Annotated in this window: 18 protein-coding genes; 6 read left to right on the top strand and 12 right to left on the bottom strand. The window is 68.3% G+C overall.

Going from position 1 to position 26,498, the window contains the following annotated elements; all coding sequences use genetic code 11:
- Positions 1 to 154: 154 nt before the first annotated feature.
- From QZ814_RS09930 to QZ814_RS09920, 3 genes are read left to right on the top strand one after another with little or no spacing between them, the layout of a single operon-like run.
- Positions 155 to 736 (top strand): RNA polymerase sigma factor, encoded by a 582-nt coding sequence (locus tag QZ814_RS09930; RefSeq protein WP_294331512.1) that lies wholly within the window; start codon positions 155 to 157, stop codon positions 734 to 736.
- Positions 733 to 1,683, top strand: coding sequence for a FecR domain-containing protein (locus tag QZ814_RS09925; protein ID WP_294331510.1), 951 nt, complete (start codon positions 733 to 735; stop codon positions 1,681 to 1,683). The genes QZ814_RS09930 and QZ814_RS09925 overlap by 4 nt, the downstream gene beginning before the upstream one ends.
- Before the next feature lie 15 nt (positions 1,684 to 1,698).
- Positions 1,699 to 4,671 carry a TonB-dependent receptor gene (locus tag QZ814_RS09920; protein ID WP_294331508.1) on the top strand — a complete coding sequence of 991 codons (2,973 nt, stop codon included), beginning with the start codon at positions 1,699 to 1,701 and terminating at the stop codon, positions 4,669 to 4,671.
- Between the two features lie 3 nt (positions 4,672 to 4,674).
- Here QZ814_RS09920 and QZ814_RS09915 read toward each other — a convergent pair whose 3' ends face one another.
- The 6 genes from QZ814_RS09915 to QZ814_RS09890 all read right to left on the bottom strand — a co-directional run bounded on the left by QZ814_RS09915 (position 4,675) and on the right by QZ814_RS09890 (position 15,244).
- Positions 4,675 to 6,048: a PepSY domain-containing protein gene (locus QZ814_RS09915; RefSeq protein WP_294331506.1), complete on the bottom strand. Its 1,374-nt coding sequence runs from the start codon at positions 6,046 to 6,048 to the stop codon at positions 4,675 to 4,677.
- Positions 6,048 to 8,390 carry a TonB-dependent receptor gene (locus QZ814_RS09910; RefSeq protein WP_294331504.1) on the bottom strand — a complete coding sequence of 781 codons (2,343 nt, stop codon included), beginning with the start codon at positions 8,388 to 8,390 and terminating at the stop codon, positions 6,048 to 6,050. The genes QZ814_RS09915 and QZ814_RS09910 overlap by 1 nt, the downstream gene beginning before the upstream one ends.
- Before the next feature lie 66 nt (positions 8,391 to 8,456).
- The gene (locus QZ814_RS09905; protein WP_294331502.1) at positions 8,457 to 8,861 is read right to left on the bottom strand and encodes a DUF2946 family protein; all 405 of its coding nucleotides are present in this window, start codon (positions 8,859 to 8,861) and stop codon (positions 8,457 to 8,459) included.
- 39 nt (positions 8,862 to 8,900) lie between these two features.
- Positions 8,901 to 10,415, bottom strand: a complete 1,515-nt coding sequence (locus QZ814_RS09900) for a tryptophan halogenase family protein (protein WP_294331500.1) — start codon at positions 10,413 to 10,415, stop codon at positions 8,901 to 8,903.
- 98 nt (positions 10,416 to 10,513) lie between these two features.
- Entirely contained in the window at positions 10,514 to 13,588 is a 3,075-nt protein-coding gene (locus QZ814_RS09895; protein WP_294331498.1) for a TonB-dependent receptor, read from the bottom strand.
- Between the two features lie 186 nt (positions 13,589 to 13,774).
- Positions 13,775 to 15,244: a carboxylesterase family protein gene (locus QZ814_RS09890; RefSeq protein ID WP_294331496.1), complete on the bottom strand. Its 1,470-nt coding sequence runs from the start codon at positions 15,242 to 15,244 to the stop codon at positions 13,775 to 13,777.
- A 244-nt stretch (positions 15,245 to 15,488) separates the two neighbouring features.
- Between QZ814_RS09890 and QZ814_RS09885 the strand changes: the two genes are divergently transcribed.
- From QZ814_RS09885 to QZ814_RS09875, 3 genes are all read left to right on the top strand, one after another.
- Complete coding sequence (locus QZ814_RS09885) at positions 15,489 to 16,793, top strand: sugar porter family MFS transporter (protein ID WP_294331495.1); 1,305 nt, start codon at positions 15,489 to 15,491, stop codon at positions 16,791 to 16,793.
- Positions 16,794 to 17,038: 245 nt separating this feature from the next.
- Complete coding sequence (locus tag QZ814_RS09880) at positions 17,039 to 19,417, top strand: TonB-dependent receptor (RefSeq protein ID WP_294331494.1); 2,379 nt, start codon at positions 17,039 to 17,041, stop codon at positions 19,415 to 19,417.
- Between the two features lie 23 nt (positions 19,418 to 19,440).
- Entirely contained in the window at positions 19,441 to 20,313 is an 873-nt protein-coding gene (locus QZ814_RS09875; RefSeq protein WP_294331492.1) for a tyrosine-protein phosphatase, read from the top strand.
- Here the strand turns inward: QZ814_RS09875 and QZ814_RS09870 are convergent.
- The 6 genes from QZ814_RS09870 to QZ814_RS09845 form a co-directional block, all read right to left on the bottom strand.
- Positions 20,310 to 20,630, bottom strand: coding sequence for a 2Fe-2S iron-sulfur cluster-binding protein (locus QZ814_RS09870; protein ID WP_294331491.1), 321 nt, complete (start codon positions 20,628 to 20,630; stop codon positions 20,310 to 20,312). The genes QZ814_RS09875 and QZ814_RS09870 overlap by 4 nt on opposite strands.
- 74 nt (positions 20,631 to 20,704) lie before the next feature.
- Positions 20,705 to 23,143 (bottom strand): TonB-dependent receptor, encoded by a 2,439-nt coding sequence (locus QZ814_RS09865; protein WP_294331489.1) that lies wholly within the window; start codon positions 23,141 to 23,143, stop codon positions 20,705 to 20,707.
- Positions 23,144 to 23,526: 383 nt separating this feature from the next.
- Complete coding sequence (locus QZ814_RS09860; RefSeq protein ID WP_294331487.1) at positions 23,527 to 24,447, bottom strand: YncE family protein; 921 nt, start codon at positions 24,445 to 24,447, stop codon at positions 23,527 to 23,529.
- A 20-nt stretch (positions 24,448 to 24,467) separates the two neighbouring features.
- Positions 24,468 to 25,352, bottom strand: coding sequence for a sterol desaturase family protein (locus QZ814_RS09855; RefSeq protein ID WP_294331485.1), 885 nt, complete (start codon positions 25,350 to 25,352; stop codon positions 24,468 to 24,470).
- Between the two features lie 182 nt (positions 25,353 to 25,534).
- Complete coding sequence (locus QZ814_RS09850; RefSeq protein ID WP_294331483.1) at positions 25,535 to 25,867, bottom strand: UrcA family protein; 333 nt, start codon at positions 25,865 to 25,867, stop codon at positions 25,535 to 25,537.
- A gap of 207 nt (positions 25,868 to 26,074) precedes the next feature.
- Positions 26,075 to 26,449, bottom strand: a complete 375-nt coding sequence (locus QZ814_RS09845) for a hypothetical protein (RefSeq protein WP_294331481.1) — start codon at positions 26,447 to 26,449, stop codon at positions 26,075 to 26,077.
- Positions 26,450 to 26,498 lie beyond the last annotated feature (49 nt).

The raw sequence follows: 26,498 nt of genomic DNA, 5'->3' as shown, positions 1-26,498 counted from the left end.
AGCGATTTTCGAGATTCCCCGGCGGAAAAATCATTTTTCTTCCGTCACGAAACCATCATCGAACGGCGTCAAATGCGCTCGCTTCGCCCCCGCGAATCGGCGCCTTTCGGGCCCGTCGCGGAACTGCAATCCCCCCGTTCTAAGGACCCTCGCCATGGCTGCTGGAGCGTCGCGGATGAACAAGCGCAGGGGACTTGCCGGGCGGGAGCGCGCGTCCGGATCGCTCGCCTATGCGCCGGGCGATCCCGAGCCGCTGGAGACGCACCGCTCGGCGCTGCGCAGCTATTTCCGTCGCCGGGTCGAGCGCCCGGAGGATGCCGAGGATTTCGTGCAGGACGTGTACTTACGCGTGCTCGCGATGGGGCCGGAGGCGGAGAAAGTTCGCAGCTGGCGGGGATTTCTGCTTCAGGCTGCGTCTAACCTGCTGATCGACAAACATCGGCGGAGCGAGGCGCGGATGGAGAAGAACCATGTCGCCGTGGCCGAGGATCTGCTCGACCAGGGTACCAACGACCCCGAGCGCGTGCTGATCGGCCGGGACGAACTCCATGCGCTGTCGGAGGCGCTGAAGACGCTGTCGCCGGTGGCGCGCGACGCGTTCCTGCTGGTGCGCGTCGAAGGGCTGAGCCACCGCGACGCCGCCGCGCGGCTGGGCATCGAGACCAAGGCGGTATCGCGCCATATCGAGCGCAGCCTTGCCCGGCTGGGCGCGATGCTCGCGGAGCCGGCACGGTGACCGACGACGCGACGCTGGAGCTCGCTGCCCGCTGGCTGGCGCGCGCCCGCGCCGGGCTGACCGCGCAGGAACGGACCGAGTTCCGCCGCTGGCTGGCCGAGCGCCCCGAACATGCCGCCGCCGCCGACATGGTCGCGCGCGCCTGGGAAGCAGCCCCGGCGGCTGCGGCGCTGGGCGGCTTCACGGCCCCCGCCTCGACCAGGCCAGCACCCGCGTCCCGCCCCGCCCGTACCCTGCCGCTGCGCCCGCTCGCCTGGGGCGGCGGGCTGGCGGGGGCCGCGCTCGCCGCCTTGGCGCTGTTCTGGGCAGTCCAGCCGGTGACGACCCGCTATGCCACCGGTGCCGGCGAGCGTCGCCAGATCGCACTGGCCGATGGCTCGCAGGTCTGGCTCGCCCCCGGCACCCGGCTGACCGCGCGGATCGGCTGGTTCAGCCGCCACAGCACGATCGAGGCGGGCGAGGCCGCCTTCGACGTGGTGCACCAGCTGCGCGACTTCAGCGTCGAGGCAGGGCCGATGACGGTCGTCGATCGCGGCACGCTGTTCGCCGTGCGCGTTCGGGAGGGCGCGGCGCCGCGCGTGGTGCTCGCCCGCGGCGCGATCGCGGTGCACGACCGCGCGACCAACGCGCTGCTGGCCGAGCCCGCACCCGGCGAGGCGGTCGAGCTGGCCGGCACCCGCGCCGTCACCCAGGCGGTCGATGCCGAGGCGCTGCTGTCGTGGCGCGACGGGCGGCTGACCTTTGCCGACACACCGCTCCGCGACGCGCTCGCCGCCTTCCGCGAGCAGGGCCAGGCCATTCGCCTCGCCGACCCGTCGCTCGGCACGCTGCGGATCAGCGGCGCCTATGCCATCGGCGACGTCGAATCCTTCCTGAGCGCGCTGGCGAGCATCCACCCGGTGCGCTGGACGCGCGTCGCGGGCGGCTACGCGATCGAACGACGCTGAGCCGTGCGGCGGGCCATGCACCGCGCCTTCCGCTCCCCGTCTCTGCCCGCCGCGCTGCTCACCGCCGCGACGCTGCTCGCGCCCGCCCCGGCATGGGCCCAGCGCCGGATCGTCGTCGCGGCGCAGCCGCTGGACCGCGCGCTGCTGGCGCTCGCCCGCCAGTCGGGACGCAACATCCTGTTCGCGCCGGAGAGCGTGACCGGCATGGTCGCACGACCGGTGGACGCGCCGGATTTCGACACTGCTCTCGCCCAGATGCTCGCCGGCCTGTCGGTGCGGGTGGTGCGCCAGACCGCCGGCGTGTCGATCGCGCGCACGATGCGGCGCCCGGTCTTCCGTCCTCGCCCCCGACGACGGGCTGCGGCGCCGCCCGCCGTCACCGCCCCCGCAGAGGCGACGATCTATGTGACGGGCGCGCGCCCGCTCCAGGCGCCCGAGCCCGGCCTGCCGCGCGCCACCGTGCCGGATGCGGACGTGCTGACCGGCGACCGCCCCCTGCCGGTCGATCGCAACCTGGCGGAGGCGCTGGCGCGGATGCCCGGCGTGCTGACCCGCACCACCAACCTGCAGGGCGACCTGGGTGGGATCGACCGCGCGGCGCGGGCGGACGGCCAGTTCACCGCGATCCGGGGGCTTTCGGGCGCCTACAGCCTGGTCACCATCGACGGCGTCGCGATGCCGCAGGCGCTGCCCTATGGCCGCGACGCGCAGATGGGCCTGCTGCCCGCCTTCGGCTTTGGCGGGGTGCGGCTGATCAAGACGCCCGGCCCTGAACGCGCGGGCGACGCCACCGGCGCAGTGATCGACGTCCAGACTCCCTCTGCCTTCGATCCGGGCGCGCCGGCACTGAAGCTGGTGGCGATCAGCGGGCTCGATGGCAGCGCGCTCGGCTATCACCAGCGTGCCGGCTATGGGCAGATCGGGCTGCGCGTCGCGCAGCGCTTCGATGACGATCGCTGGGGCATGGCGATCGGGGTGCAGGCCGGCCGCCGCGCCTTCGCCAACAGTCAGCAAACCTATCAGCAGGGTTCGATCGAATTTCGCCAAGTGACCGCCACCGGCCGCACCCCCCCGGGGCTGGATCCTGCCGCCAACCTGCTGCTCACCAGTGTCAACGCCCAGTTCACCCGCGGCGAAAGCCGCAGCGCCAGTGGCATGGCGGCGCTGGACTTCAAGCCGGGCCCGGCGCTGCACCTCTACGCCCGGCTGAGCGCCGCCGAGAGTGCGACCGATCAGGACATCTACCAACTCGGCTTTCAGGGCGGCGGCAGCTCGGCGGATGTCACGCGCACGGCCCTTGGCGACGGTACCTATCGCCTCGCCAGCGCCCGCGGCGCACTGCATTACTGGTACCAGACCAACCCGGAACGCACCCGTTTCGCGCTCGCCCAAGTCGGTACCGTCGCCCAGATCGGCACCTCGGAGGTGCGAGCACGCGCGCATTGGGGGATGGGCGTGGTCAGCCGCCCCGATCATATCGAGACCTCTTTCTGGGATCCGGTCGGCACCGCGCTGACCGGCGGTGTGCAGCTGGCGGACCGCGGCGGCTATCCCGTGCCGCAGCTGAGCCCCACCGACGCCGCGCGCGCCGCCCAGGTGCTGGACTATCCGGTGCATCGCTTCGGCCAGAAACGCGACCAGCGCAGCGACGATCGCCGGCTCGGCGCGGCGCTCGCGCTGACCCATCGTTTCGGCGCAACGCCGCTCGAACGGCTCGACCTGGGCCTCAGCATCGATCGGTCCCGCCGCTCCAACCGGCAGGTGGACGTCGACTACGGCCTGGGCAAGGACGGCGAGACGCTGGCGGCCAGCGGTCTGGTGCAAGGCGACATCGCGGCGATCCTGCCGGGGGTCTATGACTATCGCCTGCCGCTGATCGACGGCAGCCGCCTGCGCGCCCGCATCCGCGCGGCGACCCCGCCGCCGATGACGCCCGACGTCCTGAACGGCGCGAGCCTCGACACGACCGAGACGATCGCCACCGGCTATGCCCGGCTCGTAGCGGTTGCCGGCCCGGTGACGATCACCGCGGGGCTGCGCGGCGAACACACGCTCCTGCAGACCGACTATTGGCTCTCTGGCAACAACGGCGTGCCCGCGAACGGTATCGGCTATGGCTGGAATCGCAGCCGCAGCCGCTTCATGGCACTGCTGCCCAGCCTCGATCTGCGCTGGCGCAGCGGGCTCCATGCCACGCTGTGGACCAGCTACGCCCGCCCCTCGCCCGCCCAGCTTGCCGGCAGCGCGACCGTCGAGACCACCGATACCGGGGCGCTGCGCATCACCCGCGGCAACCCCGATCTGCGCGCGGTGCAAGCGATCAATCTCGACGTCGGGCGGGAATGGTTTGGGCGGGGCGGAGCGACGCTCAGCCTGACCGCCTTCGCCAAGCGGCTGACCCACTATCTCTACGACGCGGGCGGCGATTATGCGAACGCGCAAGGCATCGTCGGCGATGCCGGCATCACCATGATCCAGCCCCGCAACGGCGGCGCCGCGCACATACTAGGACTGGAAGCGAGCGGCGTGCTGCCGCTGGCGCCGGGCCTCACGCTCGCCGCGCAGGCGACGCTGCTGCGCGGCCGGGTGCGGCTGCACCATCCGGACCTCGCGCCGATCGAGCATCTGCAATATGCGCCGGATTATAATGTCTCGGCCGAGCTTCGCTACCGTCGCAGGGGGTGGGAGGCGACGCTGCTCGGCCGCTGGACCGGCGCCTATGTGCAGCAATATGGCCTGCTCGGCACCTCGTCTTCCGGCTATTCGGTGCTGGCGAGCAGTGCGCTCGATCCATGGGTGCGCCCCGCCCGACAGGTCGACGCGAGCCTTGCCCATGCGATCGGCGGCCACGCGAACCTGCGGCTGTTCGCCCGCAACCTGCTGGCCGATGCCGCCTATCGCAGCACCATCGGCCGCCACAGCGACACGGTGCCGCAGACCGTCTCCACCGGGCGGCTGATCGGCCTGGCGATCGACTGGCGGCGCTGAGGCTCAGGCGAGCCCCAGCCAGCGCCGCGTGCCGGGCAAATGCGCCAGCACCAGTCGCTCGACGAGCAGCACCGCCACCAGGCTCACCCCCATCAGCGGCAGGAACAGCCCGAGCAGCACGACCAGCGCGAAGAAGGCGATCGCCGCCGGCGCCGGTGCGCCTGCGCGCGGGGCGCCGAGCACGCCCTCGGGCCGCCGCCGCCACCACAGCACCACGCTGCTGACCGCAAGCAGGATCAGGCCGAGCGCGGTCAGCAGGTTGAGCAGCTGGTTGAGCCAGCCGAACGCCTGCCCCTCATGGATCGCCACGCCCCAGCCGACGAGCCGATCGACCAGCCGCCGCTGGGCGAAATCCTTGCGGGTGAGAATTTTGCCGGTTTCACCGTCCAGCGTCAGGTCGGTGCGCAGCGGACGATTGGCGGCATCGGACTTGGCGGTCCAGGGCTGGCCGGGGCCGGTGGGCGGCGACACCAGCACCGGTGTCGCCAGCCGCAGCGGCCCGAGCGTCGCGATCAGCCGGTCGAGCGGCACCAGCGAGACGGCCGGATGCGCCATCGCCATCCCGCGATGCTCGGCATGTTCGCCCATCATCGCGCGGGTGCCCGCGTCCATCGCGGCGCGGCGGCGGAGTTCCTCCGCCGAGCCGGTGGTCCAGTCCTGCTTGACCGGATGGCCCTCCACCACCTGCCGCACCGTCTTGAGATACCCGCCCCAGCTCTTCGCCCAGGGCAGTCCCGAGACGAGCAGGAACAGCGCGAAGGCCGAGACCCAGAAGCCGGTGACCCCGTGCAGGTCGCGCCAGAAGCGGCGCCCCCCGCCGGTCAGCCGGGGGTAGAGCACGCCCGCCAATCCACCGCCGCGCGGCCACCAGAGGAACAGGCCGGAAAGCAGCATCACGATCGTCCAGGAAGCGGCCAGCTCGACCAGATAGGAGCCGGGGGTGCCCGCGAGCAGCTCGCCGTGCAGCCGGAAGATCACCCGCATCAGCCGCGAATCCTCGTCCACCGTCTTGAGGATCGCCAGCGTTTGCGGGTGGACATAGACGCGGGTCTCCGCCTGCCCCTTGCCGACGATGACCTGCACCGCCTCGGTATCGGTTTCCGGCAGCTGGTAGCGGTGGAGCACCGATCCCGGCACCGCCCGCACCGCCGCCGCCGCCTGGTCCGCCGCAGAGGCGCGCGGTCCGGGGATCGCAAGATGCGCGTAGGGCGCGTCGATCAGCGCCTCCACCTGCGGGCGGAACAGGTAGATCGAGCCGGTGACCGCCAGCCACAGCACGAACGGCACGCAGAACAGCCCGGCATAGAAATGCCAGCGCCAGACGGCGGCATAGCTCGGCCAGCGGCGGCGCGTGTGCTCCATGATCTTCTCCCCCATCAGAACCGCGCCTTGACGCCGGCATAGACCGTGCGGGGCTGGCCCGCGTAGACCGACCCGGTGGTATTGGCGAGCACCGATGCCGGGTTCTCCGCGCCGGTGGCCGCATTCAGGCTGTTGGCGATGATCGAGGCCGAGCCGACGTACGTCACGTCGAACAGATTCTGCACCGAGGCGTAGAAGCTAAGCCGCCCGGCACCGCGCGGCGGATCATAATGGAGGTTGACGTTGACCAGCGTCGCGCCGGGCATCGCCAGCAGGTTGCTGTTGTCGGCGAAGAACCGGTCCCGCCAGGTGAGTTCGGCGAACCCGCCCAGCCCGCGCAACGGCCCGGCAGGCTGGTCATAGCCGCCACGCACGTTGAGGAAGTTCGGCACCACGCCGGGGATCGCCTTGCCGTTGCGGTTGAGCACCGTGGAAACGCTGCCCGCGGTCAGTCGTTCGCGGAAATCGGTATAATATTGGTCGTTGTAGCTGTAGCTCGCATCGAGCTTCGCGCCCGGCAGCACCGCCGGCAGCGGCCGCCAGCTGAAGCCAAGTTCGACCCCGCGATGCACCGAGCGCGGCACGTTCGAGGTATAGGCGAGCAGGTTCACCCCCGCCGACTGGCTGACCAGTTCGTTGCTGAACCACTCGTAATAGCCGGTCAGCTCGGCCCTGAAGTTGCTGCCCAGCGCGACCTCGGCGCCCAGGTCGATACCGGTGTTGCGCTGCGCCTTGAGGCTGGTGTTGTTGCCCGCCACCCCTGCGCTGGTGACGAACAGGTTGCCGGCCTGCGGAATGCCATAGCCGGTGCCGACGCGCGCGTGCAGCCGCACCGCCTCGGCCGCCTGCCAGAACAACGCCGCTTCGGGCGCGACATTGGTGAAATGCCGGTTCGAGGGAATGTAGAGGAGGACCGGGCTCGCGGCGACCGGATAGCTGTACGCGGTCTGGCGGACGTCGAGGATCGAGCGCTCGGCGCCGATGCCGGCGATCAGCTGCAGCGTGCGCGTCAGCTGCAGTTCCTCTCGGGCGCGCACCCCCAGGTTGCGGACGTCGCCGAACACGGTCTGGGTCAGCGCGCCGAAGCCGTTGCGGCCGGCGGGCGTCTTGTTGAAGCTGTAGCTCTGGTTGTCGAGGTAATTGTAGAACACGCCCACAAAGCTGGTCGCCGCCATGCCCGCGATGGTGCCGTGGTTGGTTATGTCCGACGTGAGATTGTAGCTGTCCAGCGTGCCCTTGAACGGCGTCGCGCTGGTCGGCTGGTTGACCACCCGGCTGTCGAAGGTCGCCTGAGTCCGCCACGTCGTATTCGGGCCCAGATCATGCTCGTAGCGGGTGCCGACGATCGTCCTGCGATCGTTGCGGGCAAGGTCGCCCTCGTCGGCGGTCTGCGCGATACGGGCACCGTTGACGCCGTTGACCAGCACCGAGATGGTGCCGCAGCCCGGCGCCGCGGTGGCCGCAGCCTTGCAGCCCTGCTGATAGGGGTTGGCGAGATACTGGTTGTACGACAGCCGGGTCGAGAGGCGGAAATCGCCCTCGTTGTAGATCAGTTTCACCGCCACCCGGTCCTGGTCGCCCAGCTCGAACCGGGCGAGCGCGTTGAGCGTGCCCGTCTCGTAGCCGGTATGGCCCGTCGCGCCGTCGCCGCGAACATAGCTGCCGAACGCCGCGATGTCGTGCGCGGCGTTGCCGTCGCCGATCGTCGCATAGAGATTGGCGAAGCCGTCCCCGCCGACGTCGAACCCGGCCTCGATGCCGTTGATGTCGCGCCCTGCACGGGTGCGGAAATTGACCGCGCCGCCCAGCGCATAGTTGCCATAGCGCGCCGAGGAAGGCCCGCGCACCACGTCCACCGCACCGTACGCATGCGGGTCGGTCAGGTCGAAGCGGGCGAGTCCGTCGGGCTGGGTGACGGGGAAATCGTCCTCGAACACCTGCAGGTTGCGCGCGCCGAAGGAATTGCGGGCGTTGGAGCCGCGTACCGAGACGCTCACGTCGCGCGGGCCGTTGCCCTGGGTGACGGCGATGCCGGGCGACAGGCGGACGATATCGGCGATAGTCGTCGCGGGCGTGTTGCGGAACGCAGCGGCGTCGACGGTGGTCACCGTCTGGCCGCTGACCCGGGTGGTCAGCGACAGCGCCTTGCTGGTGACGAAGATCTCGTCGGTCACCGCAGGCGCAGCGGGCGCGGTCTGCCGCGCGGTGGGGGGGGCATCGAGCTTCGCCAATTCGGCGTCGATCGCGGCGCGCTGGCGCAGCAGCGCGGCGCGGCGATCGTCGGTGGCGGTCTGGGCGTGCGCTGCAGATGCGACGAGGACGGCCGAAACGGCCGCCGAAAACAGGTATTTGGACATGCATGCTTCCTGATCCGGGTGCGCGCGGCAACGGACGCCCGCGCGCACGAACATTGAACGACGGAGTCAGGCGGGAAGCGGAGGGCCTCGCAACGGCGGTCGCAGATAGACGCGCGCCACCACCGGGATCGCCGTCGCGGTTCGGATCGCCAGCGCCGCCACAAAGGCGACCGCCAGCACCAGCAGCACGGGATCGACGCCGGACAGGCCGGGCATCGACAGGCCGGAGAAGACGCAGGGCATCGCATGCTTCTGGGCCTGCTCTTCGGAGCCGGAGCGATCCGCCTTGCCGGGGATCGTCACGACCATCGTCTGGGGGCCGTAGCCCGAGCAGAAGCCGAGCACGAGCGTGTTGCCGGAGGCGACCGGCATGAACCCCGCCGGCACCAGCGCCTTCATCAGCAGCGCAGCCGCGATCACCCAGCCGCACAGCAGGCGATGCTCGAACAGAAGGCGGCGCAGGGCAGTCACACGGAACCGGTTAGCGCCGGCTCGCGGCTTTGTCGAACCTCAGCCTGCCCATCCGCCGATCGCCTGAAGATACTCCTGGTGCGGCCTGGCAAGCGCCATCGCGCGGCCGATCGCCTCACGCATCCGGGCGAAGGCGCCTTCGAGCTCGGCGTCGGTGAAATGGTCGGCGAGCGGATCGTGGCGCGCCGGCAGCAGGTCGAAGCCGGCATACATCGACAGCCAGCTGGGATCGCGGAACGACTCCCACTCGTAGCGCGCGAACACGCCGCGGCTGCGGAACAGCGAGACCTTGTGGGCCAGTTCCTCCGGCAAGGTCAGCGCGCGGGCCGCATCCCACATCGGCTCGCCCACCCGGTCATTGGCCCAGTAATGAAGCAGCAGGAAATCGCGGATCCGCGCATATTCGAGCGCCGTGATCCGGTTGAATTCCTCCGCCAGCTCGGGCGCGAAACCGCGATCCGGCATCAGGGTACCCAGCCGTTCGACGCCGGACTGGATCAGCGTGAGGCTGGTCGATTCGAGCGGTTCGAGGAACCCCGCCGACAGGCCGATCGCGACGACGTTCTTCTCCCACAGCCGCGCGCGGTGGCCGGTGGTGAAGCGCAGGAAATTGGGCTCGGCCAGCGCCTCGCCCTCCAGCCGCCCGCGCAGCACCGCCTGCGCCTCGTCGTCGGAAATATGGGCGCTGGCATAGACATAGCCGTTGCCGACGCGGTGCTGCAGCGGGATCCGCCACTGCCATCCGGCGGCGAGCGCGGTGCTGCGGGTATAGGGGGTGAAGGCGTCGCCATGCGTGCACGGCATCGCCACCGCGCGGTCGCAGGGCAGCAAATGGGTCCAGTCGACAGTGGGCACGCCCAGCGTCTGGCCGAGGAGCAGGCTGCGAAAGCCGGTGCAGTCGAGGAACAGGTCGGCCTCGATGCGGCTGCCGTCGGCCAGCGTCACGCCGGTGAGGAAGCCGCTCTCGCCCTCCTGCTGGACGCTGGCGACGGTGCCCTCGACATGGCGCACGCCGCGCGCCGTGGCGACGCGCGCCAGGAAGCGCGCGAACAGCCCCGCATCGAACTGCACCGCCCAGTCGAACACGCCGAGATCGTTGGGCGGATTCTCCGCCAGCGGCATCATCAGGTCGCGCATCGCCATCTGGGTGGCGAGGCAGAAATCGGCGAGCGGCGTGGTGTCGCCGGCCATGCGCCGCTTCAGCCAGTAATGATGGAAGCCCACCCCGCGCGAGGCGATGCCGTACAGGCCGAAGGGGTGGAAGAAACGGTGCCCGGGCCGCGCCCAGTCGCAGAATTCGATGCCCAGCTTGGCGGTGCCCTTGGCCTCCCGCAGCACGTCCGCTTCGGTAACGCCGATCGCCCGGAAATAGTCGCGGATCGCCGGCACCGTCGCCTCGCCGACGCCGACGGTGCGGATATCGGGGCTTTCGAGCAGCGTGATGGTGACGGGCTGGCGATCGAGCAGCCGCTCGAGTAAGGCGGCGGCCATCCACCCGGCGGTACCGCCGCCGACGATCAGGATGGAACGGATCGGTTGTCCTGCTGCACGCATGGTGCTGGTCCTACGCCCAACCGGTGGAGGGAAGAAGTACCCCGCAAAAAGGTGCGCCCAGGCTCATCGGGAACCCGGGCGCAGGAGGGGGTGAACGGTTAGAACTTGACGCGGGCCCCGAACATGAAGCGGCGCTCGTAGATGTTGTTATAGGCACGCTCGTCCGGATAGACGATGTAGTATTTCTCATATTCGCCGGTCAGGTTTTGCCCCTGGCCATAGATCGTCACGTTCGGCGTGATGTCGTAGCTGATCGATGCGTCGACATAGTTGGTCGGCGCCTGGTACAGTTCCGAGCCCGTAAGGCCATTGACGAAGTTCGACTGCACCGCACGCTTCGAGCGATAGTTCCACGCGACGCGCGCCTGCAGCCCGTGCGCCTGGTAATAGAGCGCAGCGTTGGCCTGGTACTTCGAATTATCCTGGAACGGGATGTCCTTGCCCGCCAGATCCTTGTCGCCGGTGGTCGACGGCGAATAGGTGAAGTTCAGGTCGTAGCCGAAGTCGCGGACGAAGCCCGGCAGGAAGCCGATATCGCCGAACGATTGTTTCCACGACGCCTCGACGCCCTTCAGCGTACCGCCGGCGCCCTGGACCAGCGTGTTGATCGGCACGGTGCGGTTGCGCACCACGCCGTCATTGTCCGGCAGATCGCTGCGGTAGATGATGCCGTTCTGGATGAAGCTCTGCACGTCGATGTAGAAGGCGGCGAGGCTGACCATCGAGGCCTTGCCGATATAGAATTCGAGCGAGGCATCGAGGTTGTCCGCGCGCCACGGATCCAGCTGCGGATTGCCCGCCTGGCTGCCGCCGGTGACGCGGAAGATCGGCTGGCCGGTCGTCGGATCGGTCTGGATCGCGTAGTTCGGCGTCAGGCCGCCACCCCATTGGTCGAGGTTGAGCAGCGTCATCGTCCGCGCATAGGCGAGGCGCAGGCGCAGCTTGGGCGTGAAGTCGAACGCCAGGTTGAAGGCCGGCAGGATGTCGGTGAAGTTGCGCTGGGTGCGCAGATCGCCGCCATCCTGGTTCGACAGCCCATAGGGCAGCGGGCCGCCGACCACGTTCTGGCGGATGTCCAGCTTGGTGTTGATCACCCGCACGCCGCCATTGCCGCGCACGGTGATGCCGCCGAGCTCCAGCTCCTTGAAGTTGAGCTGGAAATAGCCGGACCACTGCTTGATCCCGACGTCATAGGACGCACCCGGGTTCATATGCTCCTGCTCGCCCGGATAGAACTGGTTCTGGAAGGCCAGCGCATTGTCCATCGCGTGCGGATCGAGCACGTAGATGGCGGGCAGGCCGCTGCCGGGCAGGTTGTACTGCTTCACCTGGCCGTTGAACGCCGCGTCGGTCGCCTTGCGGGTGAGACCGGCGGTATAGAAGCCGGCGGCATTGCCCGCCGAGCAGGTCTTGTCGTTGACGGAGACGTCGAACGCCTTCCACTTGACGAGGCAGCCCGCCGCGTTGCTGGCACCTTGGCCGGCGTAGACCGGGGCAACGCGTTCGAACTGATAGTTGTCGACCGAGCGGTCGCTGTAGCGGGCGCCGGCGGTGATGTTGAACCGGTCGCTCACATCATATTCGGCGTCGAAGCGCGCGACCTTCAAATCGGCAGTACGACGGTAATTGTCCTCCGAGGACATGGTCTTGAGCGCATAGTTGGCGGCGTTGCCGAGCAGCGAGGTGAACTGGGTCGGCAGGCTGAACGTCGGCTGGTCGCCCGAATAGTCGACCGTCGCCCGGAGCGAGTTCAGGCCGGCGAGCGTGTTGACGGTGTAGCCAGCGGGGTTGAACGCGCGGTCGCCGCCCAGCGATGCAGGATAATGGCCGATGCCGCCCGGCTGCCACTGGGTGCCGTTGCTCAGGCTGAACTGGAGGTAGCTCTGGTCCTGGTCCTGCTTGGCCTTGCCGTAGATGCCGCGCACCGTCGCGCGGAACTTGCCGCCGTTATCGAAGTGCAGTTCGGCATTGTAGTTCTGCGATTCGGACTTCCAGCGATAGGTCTCCGAATAGGAGTCGAAATTGCCGAGATCGTACTGATAGGCCTGGACCGTGTTGACGTTGAAGCCGCCCGAGGTGGCGCCGGTGTCGCGCGTCTTGGTCGGTACGAATTCGGCCGCCTGCCAGTTCACGTCCTGCATCTGGATGCCGGCGGTGCGATTATACTGGGTCTGCTTGGTGTAGAAGCCGTCGGCGGTGAAGGTCAGCGCGTCGTTGAGCTTGGCCTGGAACGAGCCGTTCACGCCGAGGCGCTGGCGCTGGGTGATGCGGTTCCACGCAGTGAAGCCCTGCGGCACGATGAACGCATCCTTGGCATCGCCGTCGCCATTGACGTCGATGCCGCCGGCCACCGGCGTACCGCGCGGACGGGTGACGCTGGTGCAGCCCGGCGCCTGGGGCGAGAAACCGCCGCAGCTGGTGGCGTCGGCAAGCCCCTCGTTATGGAGCGCGGCGCCATAGCCTTCCTGGATGCCGTTGTGCGAGTTGGAGAGGTTGAGATCCGAATAGGCGGCCGAGACGATGAAGCCGACGCGCTCGTTCTGCCAGCCGATCAGGCCGTTGACGTTGGGGTCCCAGCTCTTGGTCTTGTCGCCGTACGAACCCTCGGCGGTCGCGGCGAGGGTCAGGCCGCGCTTCAGGTCGAACGGGCGGCGGGTGCGCAGGTTGACCGTGCCGGTGATGCCGGCGTTGAGCAGGTCCGCCGTGGTCGACTTGATCACGTCCGCGCCCGAGAAGAGCTGCGACGGGATGTCGTTGAAGTTCGGCTGGATCGTGGTGATCGAGTTGGCGCCGAGATAGGCCTCGCCGTTGAGCAGCGTGGTCACCTGCGGCAGGCCGCGGATGTTGATCGCGGCACCCTCGCCCGCATCGCGGCGGATCTGCACGCCGGTGATGCGCTGGAGCGAGTCCGAGATGGTCACGTCCGGCAGCTTGCCGATGTCTTCGGCCGAGATCGCGTCGACCACCGAGGCGGCATCGCGCTTCACTTCGATCGCGCGGGCCTGCGAGGCGCGGATGCCGGTGACGACGATGTCGACCGCACCATCCTGTCCGGCAGCGCTGTCGGCGGCGGGCGCGCTGTCCTGCGCGAAGGCGACCCCGCCGGTGGCGAGGCAAAGCAGCGAAGCGGCGCACAGCAGCGTGCTGCGGCTCCGGTGGAACGAAGTGGCCATGTCTAAACTCCCAAGTCGGTGGGAGATGCCGTGGCGCGCACCTGCGGGCGCGCCCCCTTCCTCTCCCAGATCTGCGGCTTTTGCCGTCGAGCGGGATGTAAAGATCAAAGCCGGAGCGCGGTCAACTTAAATATTTCAACTTTTCTTTTTGATCCCGCACGTCCGTAAGCATTCGCAACTGCAACATTATATTTCGTTGCGGTACCGACAGCGATCGGGTGTGGGCATGGGGATTGGGTGCATACCCCCGGCATCGAATTCCACGCCGCGCGGCGCGGCCGGGGTGAAACGCGGCCAGTCCGACCCTGGCACGCCGGCCGTCGCAAAGCGGGCCCATAGCCGCTGCAGCAAGGCGGGTTGGTTCCCGATCGCGAGGCCGTCGAACAGATAGGGCAGTTCGGAGCCATGGCTGCTGCGGCCGCCGTCCCGCGCCAGATCGAAGCGATAGCGCCATACCGGCCAGCCCTGCCCGGCCAGCTGGTTCGCCAGCCTGTCCACGGGGCAGGTGAAGATCAGGTCGGTCGACAAGGCAAGCAGCGGACCGCCACGCCGCGAGTCCGGCGCGCGATAGGCGTCGGCCACCGCGTCGGCACGCGCCCCGAAGCCGAAGCGGAGCGCCGCGGCGAGGTCGATCGAGCCTTCGGCGGGGCCGAACTCGGCGACGCTCGTGCCGAGAATCACCGGGCGCGGGGGTGCCTGCCGCAGTAGCGCTGCGGGCGAGCGCGGCAACACCGCGCCGTCGATCTGGGTCCGCAGCCAGACCATGTCGTCGTTCCATACCGATCCCGGCGCGGCGATCGCCGGATCGTGCAGCTTGCGATCGGCGACGAGCAGCGCGGCGGCGGGGGCGTGGCGCAGCCCCGCGATGCCGCGCGTGCCGAGCAGCCGCTGGGCCTGGTCGCCCAGCACCAGTGCATCGCCAAGCGTTCGGAAGGGCATGCCGAAGCCGGGCGTGCCACTTTGAAGGACCGCCTTGCCGAACAGCCCACGCGCGGCGGGGGCGGCCAGCAGCAGCGATACGTCCTGCGATCCCGCGCTCTCGCCGAAGATGGTGACCTTGGCCGGATCTCCGCCGAACGCGGCGATATTGGCCCGTACCCAGCGCAGCGCGGCGATCTGGTCCATCATCCCGTAATTGCCGGCATGGCCACCCGCCTCTGCCGCGGCGCCGCGATGCGCGAGGAAGCCGAAGATCCCCAGGCGATACTGGATGGCGACCAGCACCACGCCCTGCGCCGTGATCCGCGAGTCGACCGTGCCGCGCGCCGACCCCGCCCGGTTGGAACCGCCATGGATCCACACCATCACCGGCCGCTTGCCGCGCAGGCTGGAGGTGCGCACGTCGAGCGTCAGGCAATCCTCGCTGGCGTGAGCAGCATCGCCCGCGTTCCAGCCATAGTCGTTCTGCAGGCACGCCGGCGCCGCATCCGCCGCGGGCCGGATACCGTGCCAAGGGCGCACCGGGCGCGGCGCGCGCCAACGCAGCGCCCCGAGCGGCGCCGCGGCATAGGGAATGCCACGGAAGACGCGCGCGCCGTCCTCGGCGACCCGGCCTTCCAGCGTGCCGCCGGTCACGCGGACGCGCGGTGCTGGGGCGGCGGCGACCAGCAACAGCGCGACACTGCTCAGGCCCAGCGCTCGAACGAACATGCGCATCGCGTCCTCTCCTCCGTGCCGCGCAAAGATTGCGGCTCTGCTTCTTCTGAAACCCGCACCCTGGCACGTCCGGGGATTTTATTCACCAAATGTTCGAATTCAACTGGCTCCTTGGGCCCGATGCCCGTACGTTTCGGCGGCTACCCGCCACCAAGGCGAGGCTGCGCGTTGCGCGCCGCCGCGACGCCACTATCGTCGCCTGCCGACCGGCAGGGACGAACAGGAACAGGAGAGGATCGACACCATGGCCGCAGCCACGCAGAGCAGGATCGCCGTTACCGCCGCGCTGGCGGGCCTGTTGTTCGGCTTCGATACCGCCGTCGTGTCAGGCGTCACCACGCCGATCACCCATGCCTTTGGGCTGAGCCCCACCGGCACCGGAATCGCGGTTTCCGCTGCTCTGGTCGGGACGCTGATCGCAGCACTGGCAGCCGGCATTCCCGGCGACCGCTATGGCGCCCGCGCCGTCCTGCGCTGGGTGGGCATTGCCTTCATCCTCTCCGCGCTCGGCTGCGCCTTTTCGGGCGGCCTGACCAGCTTCGTGCTGTTCCGCTTCATCGGCGGACTCGCGATCGGCGGCGCGTCGGTGCTGGCCCCGGTCTTCATCGCCGAGATCAGTCCCAGCGCCCGGCGCGGCGCGCTGGTCGGGCTGTTCCAGCTGTCGATCGTCAGCGGCATCCTCGCCGCCTATTGCAGCAACGCCGTGGTCGCCGCGCTGCCGCTGGGCGACGATGGCTGGCGCTGGAAGCTGGGCGTGATGATCGTGCCGGGCCTGATCTTCCTCGCCGCGATGTTCACCATCCCGCAGAGCCCGCGCTGGCTGGCGGCGCGCGGCCGCGAGAGCGAGGCACTGGACGTCGCCGCCCGGATCGGGCTGACCGACTGGACGCTGCGGGCGCCGCATGGCGACGACAGCGAGCGGCTCTCCTGGAAACGCCACCGCAAGCCGATCCTGCTCGCCATCGCCGTCGCCAGCTTCAACCAGCTGACCGGCATCAACGCGATCCTCTATTATCTCAACGACATCTTCGCCGCTGCAGGGTTCAGCGCGGTCTCGGCGGACGTGCAGGCAGTCTCGATCGGCGGCGCCAACCTGCTGGCGACGCTCCTGGCGATGACGCTGATCGACCGCATCGGCCGCCGCACGCTGCTGCTGGTCGGCGCCGTGGGCGCGACCGTGATGCTGGCGGGCGTCGCCGGCGTCTATTCCAGCCACGGGCACCAGGCGCTGCTGCTGCCGCTGCTGGTGCTGTTCATCGCCTTCTTCGCCGTGTCGCAGGGCGCGGTGATCTGGGTGTATCTCTCGGAGATCTTCCCCACCCGGGTGCGCGCCCGCGGCCAGGCACTGGGCAGCGCGACGCACTGGATCTGGGCGGCGCTGCTCAGCTTCGGCTTCCCGATCGTCGCGGAGAATTTCGATCGCAGCCTGCCCTTCTGGTTCTTCGCCGGTGCGACGCTGGTGCAGCTGATCGTGGTGTGGCGCTTCTTCCCCGAGACCAAGGGCGTACAGCTGGAGGATATGGAACACGCCCTGCATCGCGGGCATTGAGGTGCGGCGTCAACGCGGCCCTCTCGCCCTCGGTATGGACTGTCATGGTGGAGCGACGGTCGCCGTTCCGTAACGTGTTGCAATGCCACACCGGACTTGGCGAACATGGCGCGTACATGAATTTGTAGTGGTGTCGCCTCCGCGCCCCCCGTCCCGACTGTTTCCAAATCGTTGCCGAACTGCCACCGCAGTTTCACATCGCACCGCCATCGCGCCCCGAAATCCTTAGCTCGGGGGAAACCAACATGAACGATTCGCACCGTCCGTCGCCGCGTCTGCTGCTTGCGGCGACCGCGCTGTCGATGTCGCTGGCGCTGCCGGCCCATGCCGCTGCCGCATCCGACACCGACAAGACCGCCAGCGCGGACGACAACCAGCAGCTCGCCGAGATCGTCGTCACCGCGCAGAAGCGCCCCGAGAACCTGCAGAAGACGCCGATCGCGATTTCGGTGCTGACCTCGGACGCGATCGTCAATCGCCACGTCCAGTCGCTCAACGATCTGGGCGACGGCGCCATCCCGTCGCTGAAGGTCGCCCCCTTCTATTCGCGCAACTCGGCGCTGATCGTGAACATCCGCGGCGTGGGCGTGCTGTCGGACAGCAACCAGCCGGCACGCGACCAGGGCGTGGGCGTCTATGTCGACGGCGTCTATCTGGGCCGTGCCCAGGGCCTCGGCACGGCGCTCTACGACGTGCAGAGCATCGAAGTGCTCAAGGGCCCGCAGGGCACGTTGTTCGGCCGCAACACCGAAGGCGGCGCGGTCAACATCGTCACCAAGAAGCCGAGCGGCGAATATCATCTGAACGCCACCGCCGGCGTGGGCAATTACGGCGCCTACAAGGGCGAGGTGCATCTCGACCTGCCGGCGATCGCCAATGTCGCGGTGAAGCTGGACGGCCTGATCACCTATCGCCAGCCAATCGTGAAGAACCCGCTCGCCGGCGCCTATGGCTTCAACTATTTCGACAAGCGCGGCCTGCACGCCGAGGCGCTGTGGAAGCCGTTCGTCGGGTTCAGCGCCGACTATTCGTTCGACATCTCGTACGACGCCTCGACTCCGCTGTACCTGCAGCTGCTCGCGCCGGGCTCGCTGAAGACCGCCGCTGCCGCCACGCTCCAGACCAGCCGCGCCACCCTCGCCAATGTCGGCGTACCGGAGCAGCCGAGCGTCGGCAAGACGCATGGCCACCGCCTGACGCTCGACTATCAGGCGCTCGATCATCTCGAACTCAAGTCGATCACCGCGTACCGCCAGCTCAACCAGAGCCAGTACGACAATGGCTCGGCCTCGACGACGATGATCAACGCCACCGGCAATTTCACCGGCTTCAACTTCAGCCGCTACAGCCTGGCGATGTTCGACCAGGACCAGTTCAGCCAGGAATTCCAGGCGATCGGCGAGCTGCCGCGCGTGCAATATGTCGCCGGCGCGCTCTATTATCAGGAAAATGTGACCGACAACGCCCAGGCGTTCGCCACCAACCAGTTCACCAACGCCGCCGGCAGCGCCTACACGATCCTGTCGCTCGATTATGCCGCGCAGCGCATCGACCGCGCCAGCCGGGTGAAGACCACCAGCGTCGGCGTGTTCGGCCAGGCGACCTATACCCCACCGGTCGCCAACGACATCCTGCACCTCACGCTGGGCGCACGCTGGACCAAGGACAAGAAGAAGGGCCAGCTCTTCACCATCAACGGCGCCGTGCCGGTGGTGAACGGGGTGACCGCGCCGCTGGACCTCAACTCCTCCTGGTCGCGCGTCGATCCGCTGGTCAACCTGGCAGTCGACGTCACCAAGGACGTGCATGTCTATGGCAAGTGGAGCACCGGCTACAAGTCGGGCGGCGCCAATTCGCGCTCGCTCTTCTACGCGCCGTTCAACCCGGAAACGCTGTCGATGTTCGAAGTCGGCGCCAAGACCGAGTTCTGGGACCACCGCGCCCGCCTGAACGTCGCCGCCTACACCGCCGCCTACAAGAACATCCAGCTCGACTTCAGCGCGCAGTACCAGCAGTTCGACGCCAAGGGGAACCTGCTCACCACGCTGCGCACCACCACCGAGACCTATAACGCGCCGGGCACTGGCCGCGTGAAGGGCGTGGAGGCCGACTTCACCGTCACCCCGGTAACCGGCCTGACGCTGAACGCCAGCTACGCCTATAACAGCGTGAAGATCCCGGCGACCAGGAACCCGTTCCGCCAGAGCGACGGCACGATCATCGCCTTCCCGATCCCGATCTACCCGGTCTACACACCCACCCAGTCGGCCAGCGGCGCGATCGATTACGAGAAGCCGATGAACGGCTACAAGATCGTCGCGCATCTCGACGGCAATTACGACAACGGCTTCTACGTCAACTATAACGACCCGCTGTTCGACGCGAAGAGCGGCACCGTCACGGTCGCCCAGCCCAAGGGCGACAAGGCCCTGATCTTCAACGGCCGCATCGGCATCGCCGACATCGAGGTATCCGACCATGCCAAGGTCGGCGTCTCGCTCTGGGCACGCAACCTGTTCAACGAACAGCATCTTTTCTACAAGTCGCTGAGCGTGACCTCCGGCCTGCAGGGTTTCTTCAACGAGCCGCGCACCTGGGGCGGCGAAGTCAACGTCCGCTTCTGATCCTGGCCAAGAGGAGAAACGCCATGCGTCGCCCGACCCTAACGGTGCTCGCCACCAGCGCGCTGCTCGCCCTGGGCGCGGCGCATGGCCCGGCGGCGACCGCGCAGCAACGCGCCGTCGCCGCATCCGCCGACCGCCAGCGGCTCGTGCCGCTGGAAGGCGGCCGCAACTTCCGCGATCTCGGCGGCTATCGTACCGCCGACGGCCGGACCGTGAAATGGGGGATGCTCTATCGCTCGGGATCGATGCACGGGCTGACCGATGCCGATTTCCGGACGCTCCACACGCTCGGCATCCAGGTCGTCTGCGACCTGCGCGACCGCCGCGAACGCGCCGCCGAACCGGTGCGCTGGCCCGATGCGGAGATGCCCCGCGTGCTCAGCGACGACTATACTCTCGACCTCGGCTTCCTGCCCGCGGGATCGCCCAAGGACTGGACCGCCGAGAAGGTCCGCGCCGCCATGGCGGCCTCCTATCCGCGCATGCTCGAACAGTTCAACGGCCAGTATCGCCGCATGTTCGCCGAGCTGCTCGCAGGCCATGCGCCGCTCGCGTTCAACTGCTCGGCGGGCAAGGACCGCACCGGCATCGCCGCCGCGCTGCTGCTCACTGCGCTCGGCGTGCCGCGCCAGACGGTGATCGACGATTATCTGCTGACCAACACCTATCTGGACCCGGCCAAGCTGCTCGGCAGCGGCGCCAGCCCCAGCCCGCTTTCGGCGCTGCCGCCGGCGGTGGTGCAGCCGCTGCTCGCCGCCGACCGCAGCTATATCGAGGCCGCCTTTGCGGTGATCGATGGCCATGCGGGCGGCGCCGAGGGCTATCTGCAGGACAAGCTCGGCCTGACCAGGGCCGACCTCACCCGGCTGCGCGACCTCTATCTGACGCGCGGCTAGCCCAAATCGGGCGCGATCTCGACGGCCAGTCCGTCGAGATCCGCGGTGAACGGGATCTGGCAGGACAGGCGCGAGCCCGGCCGGCGGTTGTCCGCGCCGTCCAGCAGCGCATCCTCGTCCTCGCCGATCGGCGGCAGGCGATCGGCAAAGGCCGGATCGACATAGACATGGCAGGTCGCGCAGGAACAGCAGCCGCCGCAGAAAGCGGGCAGCGATTCGAACCCGGCGTCGCGGATCAGTTCCATCACGCTCATGCCCGTGCGGGCGTCGACAGCGGTCGGCGCACCGGCCGGCGGGGTCACCAAAAGCTTCAGCATAGGGGTACCTTGCAGAGAAGCGGGAGGCGCCGCGGCACCTCCCGCCAAGGGAAGGGACGCGGTGCGCGCCCGGATCAATAATGGATGCGGAAGTCGATGCCGACGCGCCGCGGGGTCAGCACCGAGCGCGCATAATAACGCTCGACCACACCGGTACGCGCCTGGTTGTACGAGCTGATGTCGTTGCTGATCGAGGTATAGGCGTATTTGTCGAAGATGTTGTCGGCGAACAGCCCCACCTCATAGGTCTTGTCGCGATAGGTGATCGAGGCGCGATGCGTCATGTAATCGGGGATCGCCTCGCCGAAGCCGCGCAGGCCGACGCGCGAATAGATGTCGCCGGTGTAGGTCGCCGCCCAGGTCGCCTCGATCTCGCCGCCATGCGGCAGCGGCTGGGTGTAGATCAGCTGCGCGCTCCCCGAATGCTTGGCCGATCCCGGCAGCCGGTCGCCGGCCTTGGCATCGTAGCGCACGCCCTGGCTGACGACGAGGTTCGGGAAATCCTCGCTCAGATGCGCGTCGATATAGGAATAGGTGCCCTGTACGGTGAGGTGCGGCAGCACCTTGAACGAGCCGGAGAATTCGATGCCCTTCGACACCGCCGCACCGGCATTGGTGGTGATGCCGACGGCACCGTTCACCGTCTGGCTGGGCACCTGCACGTCGTTCCACTTCACCCGGAAGGCATCGAGGGTGAACTGCAGCCGCTTGTCGAACAGCGAGGCGCGGATGCCGACTTCCATGTTGCGGGTCTTGTCCGGCCCATAGGAAAGCTCGTTGGGCAGCGCGCAGACATTCTGCCCCGCCGGCAGCGGCAGCACGCACGGCGCAACCCGGTTCACGCCGCCGATGCGATAGCCGGTGCTGTAGGTCGCATAGGCAAGCAGGTCCGGGCTGAACTTGTACGAGGTGTTGGCCTTCCACACGAACCCGTCGTCGCCGGTGCCGCCCGAGCGCACCCGGCTGGGCGCGAACTGGATCAGCGGATAGGGCGTACGGGTGAGGCCGCCGCCGAACAGCGGGGTGTCGGTGCCGCCGGTGGCGGTCGCGTCATATTTGAAATAGCGCAGGCCGCCGGTCACCTGCCACGCCGAGGTGACGTGCAGCGTCGCCTCGCCATAGGCCGCCTTCTCGACCGTCCTGGTCTTCACGAAGGAGATATATTCGAGATCGTCCGGCCGGTTGATGCCGGCAAAGGCGGCGAAGCCCGGTGTATATTCCTGGCGGTCGGCGCCGTATTTCGTGCGGTTGTAGAAGCCGCCGATCACCCAGTTGACCGGCCCGCCATGCGAGGAGACGAGGCGGACCTCCTGGTTCAGCTGCTTCGTCTTGCGGTGGTTGTTGGCGTAGGACGAGAAGGCCGGGAACGCCTCATAGCCATAGTTCAGATCGAGCAGCAGATCGGTATTGTCTTCGGTGTTGTTGATCCGCTCCTCGGTATAGGCGGTGGTGCTGACCAGCTGCACGACGTTGAACAGGTTGATGTTGAACTCGGCGGAGAACAGGTCGGCCGAGCGGTGGAACGGCTCGAGATAGCGCCACGGCCCCACATAATCGCCGGTGCCGAGCACGCCCGCGCCGTTCGCCTGGCGGCCGTTGGTCTTGGTATCCTGGTGCGCGTAGGTGAGGAACGCCTTCACGTTCGGGTTATATTCGAGCAGCAGCGTGTTGCGGGTGGTGAAGGTGTGCTCGAAATTGACGTCGGCCGCGCGCTTGTAGTTGGCCGCATAGTCCTTGAGCGTGCCGAGCGAGCCCTGTGCCGCACTGGTGCCGCGCACCGGCTGGGGATCGGAGATGCCCGGCTTCTGCAGCAGGTAATTGTAATCGATGAAGCCCGGATTGTCGTAATAGCCGACCACCGAGCGCAGCGCGACATGGTCGGCGATGATCGGCACGTTGACCGTCACGTCGCCGATCCGGCCGAAATCGCCGCTGTGCGACTGGGCATAGCCGCGCCCGTGGATATCCACCGATACGCGATCGGTGGTCGGCCGGTTGGGAATGTAGCGCACCGCGCCGGCCAGCGTGCCGAGGCCATACAGCGTGCCCTGCGGACCGAGCAGCGTTTCGACGCGGGCGATGTCGATCAGCTTGAAGTCGAGATAGAGCGGCACTTCGCCCAGATAGACGCCCACGGCATCGTTGCCGTTGGCGCCGTTGACGCTGGTATCGCCCGACTCGATGCCGCGCAGGATGATGTTGCCGGTGCTGGCGGGGCCGGTATCGACGATGGTCACGCCGGGGGTGAAGGCGGCCAGCCCGCGCACATCGTCGACGCGCATGCGGGTGAGCGTCTCGGCCGAGACCGCGCTGATGTTGATCGGCGCGTCCTGCAGCGTGACGCTGCGGCGGCTGCCGGTAACGACGATCTCGTTGGCACTGCCGCCGGTCTGGTCGGCCGTCTGCGCCGCGGCGACGCCGGCACCTTCGGTCTGCGCCGCCGCACGGGTCGCAGCGAAGCTCGCCAGAACCGTCGCGCCGAGCAGCGCTGCGCGTGAAATGGATCGTGCCACCCTTGCCCCCTTTTCGTTGTTGAAACCCCGGTCGCCCTGCTGTCGGGGCGTGTTTGTGCCTGTAGAGTTTGGGGAAATCGGGCGGCCCGCCATGGGGCGTTTGACGTACCGCATCGCAGCAATCCCGCGCCGGGACGCGAACGGAAATCGATCGGCAGTACGAGAAATCCTCCCCCGCCTGGGCAGGGGGATCGCATATGAAGCCAGGGGCCGGCGGGTTTCGAAAAGCGATCGTCATTCCCGCGAAGGCGGGAATCCATTGCCCTGAGCGCCGGGGGAAAGAATCTCGGCGTCAGCGCCAATGAATCCCCGCCTTCGCGGGGATGACGACGTATTTTGGCCAAATGCGATTGCCCTGCCTTGGCGGGGGAGGACAGGAAGCGTCAATTTGTTACGCTGACCGGCGATGCGGGCGCGAGGCTCCACCAGGACAGGGTGTGGACGTCGTGCGCGCTGGTCCATAGGCCGCCGCCGGCATAGCGCAGCGCGCCGCTGCCGCTGGCCTTGCCCAGCCGCCCCGTAATGGCGAGCGACGTCGGATCGACCATCACGAAATTCTGGTCGGCGGTGGTGCGCAGCCACACCAAGCCGCCGCCGGTATCGATGTCGCCGTAGAGCAGGTCGGTGCCCACCTTCACCCGGCCGGTGACCTGCACGCTGGCCGGATCGATCCGCGCCAGCGTGCCGTCGCCCTGCTCCTGCACCCACACCGCGCCTTCGCCGGCGGCAAGGAAGCCGGGCTGCTTGCCGAGCGTGGTGCGGCCCGTCACCGCATTGGTGGTGGGATCGATCCGCTGGAGCGATTGCTTGCCGCTGCTCACCGCCCACAAGGCGCCGAGCCCGAAGGCAAGGTAATGCGTCCCCGGATCGACCGCGACCGTGGCGACGACGCGGTTGTCGGCGGGGTCGACGCGGGCGATCCTGCCGGCATTGTCGCTCGCCACCCAGATCGATCCGGCGCCGGCGACGACGTTGAGCTCGCCGAGCGGATTGGCGATGCCGGTGGGGATCGACGCCACCAGCCTGGCCGTCTTCAGGTCGATGCGGTTGAGCGTGCCCTCCTTGCAATCGGCGACCCACAAGGCGCCCTCCGCGATCGCCATCGCGCCGCAGGGATGCCCCATCGCCACTTCGGCGAGCTTGCCGGCGCGCGACCAGCGCTCGACCCTGCCCTTGTTGGTCGCCCATACGCTGTCGCCGTCAACCGCAAGAAAGTCGGCGAAGCCGGGGACGGTGAGCACCTGCTCCTCGCGCGGCTGCGCGTCGGCGGGCATGGGCGCGGCGGCGAGAAATGCGGCCAGCATCGGCATCCAGACCATCGCGCTCAGCCCGCCGCGACGTCGGCGGTGGGGGCCGGGCGCTGCTTCAGCCGGGCGAGGATCGGCTGGAACGGGAACAGCCATTGCTCGCGGATCGACAGGCGGCGGCGCTCGTCCTGGCCGACCACCGATGCCTCGCCCTCCTTGTAGGTGCCGAAGATGCGATCGAGCAGGATCAGCGAGTTGCCGTAATTGCAGCGCGTATCCTCATAGGGCACCGAATGGTGCAGGCTGTGGTGGCGGATCGTGGTGAACACGAAGCTGTACCAGATCGGCGGATCGGAGCGAACATTGGCGTGGGCGAAGGTGGAGACGACGCCCAGCACGTTCACCGCGCAGAAGATCGCCGGCAGCGGCAAGTCGAACAGCGCGACGACGCTGAGGCTGATCAGGAACAGCTCGATCGGGTTGCCGACATAGCCCTTGGCGGCATTCAGCTGGGTGATGTGGTGGTGCGGCGCATGGGTGAGCCAGAACGGCGTCACATTGTGCATCAGCCGGTGCATCCAATATTGGCCGAACTCGATCAGGAAGATGACCAGCGCCACCTGCGCCAGGAACGGCCAGTGCATCGCCCAGGGCGTCGCGATGCCCAGCTTGTGCTTCAGCGCGAGCAGCGGCGCCTCGGCCAGCGCCTCCGAGACCCAGGAGATCGCGGTGGCACCGAGCACGACATAGAACAGGTCGGTCCAGAATTCGCGCCAGTTCATCCGCCAGCCGCTATGGCGCTCGAACAGGAACTCCAGCCCCTGGACGAACAGGGTGATCAGCGACGAGGTGATCACCAGCGTCCAGCCATAATCGAGCACCGCCCTGGGCGCGAACGCCCAGAAGCAGACGATCGCGGCCACGCAGGCCGGCGGTATCAGGTTGACGAGGCCCTTGGTCATGCGCGCTTGGTCCCGAGCGTTGCGTTCGTGGCGCCCCTGCGGCACCACCCTGGCTTGCCCGAAAGCCTATGCGCCCGCCCTCGTCCGCGCAGGTGTCCGAATGACGTAGCGCGCCAAAACGACACGGCGGCGCACACCCGATCGGGGTCCGCACGGCCGCGAGTACCGCCCGAGGGCGAGGATCAGCGCAGCGACGCGACCTGCACGCCCTTGCCGCGGTTCATCTGGGCGACGCGGGCTTCGATCTGCGCGCGAACCTGCTCGGCCACGTCGGCGCGGCAGGCGCGGGCGCGGGCTTCGAGGTCCGGATGGATGGTGGCGAGGCTTTCGCCGCACACCGCGCGGGCCGCCTGATCGACGCGGGTCGCCAGGCGCTGCTGGCCGTCCGCCGTCGCCAGGTCGAGGCCGGCGAGCGACAGCGTCGCCGAGGGCTTGCCGAAGCCGGTATCGGTGGTGCCGGCGAAGGCGGCGGTGCTGATCGAGAGCGCGGCAGCGGCCGCGACGAGCATCTTCATGGGAATCTCCTGCAACCAAGTGCCGCCTCAACCGAGCGGTTGCGGCGCCTCTAGTCGCGGGAGAACGCAACAGCAAGTATAAAAGCAGCACCGACACCGATCAACTTGTCAGGAACCACTTCCCGCCAAGTTTTGCAGCGCAGCAGACTTTATTACTTGTTGAACGTTTCTTCACACCCAGTAGATCGACTCCACCCTTATTACGAATCAGCGTGCGCGTACTACCAGCGCGGCGAGCTCGGTGTTGTGGCCCAGGAGCCCGACCGGCAGGCGCACGGTTTCGCGCTGCTCCACCTGCCCGTCCGCATCGACCACGGCGACCGCAAGCGACCGGGCGTAGGGGGAGGCCCAGTCGCGCACCGTCGCCACCGGCACCCGCAGCTTCCAGCCGCGCCCGCCCTCCACCGCCACCGCCCTGCCATTGACCGTGACGATCGCCCCTGCGGAGCTGCGCCCACCGCGGAGCAGCAGGCAGTCGCCCTCGCCGCAGCGGACGAGCTTGGCGGTGGGCAGCGTGCCGGCCTGTGCGGCGGGGGCCGCCATCAGCGCAGCAAGCAGGGCAAGGCAGGAAAGGCGCAGCATAACGGCGATGCTGCCGGGGTGCACCGCACCACGCCATGCGCCGTTTGAC

This window comes from uncultured Sphingomonas sp. (assembly GCF_913777625.1).
Taxonomy (GTDB): domain Bacteria; phylum Pseudomonadota; class Alphaproteobacteria; order Sphingomonadales; family Sphingomonadaceae; genus Sphingomonas.
The sequence above is the reverse complement of the archived record's forward strand: the minus strand, read 5'-3'. Positions and strand labels throughout refer to the sequence as shown.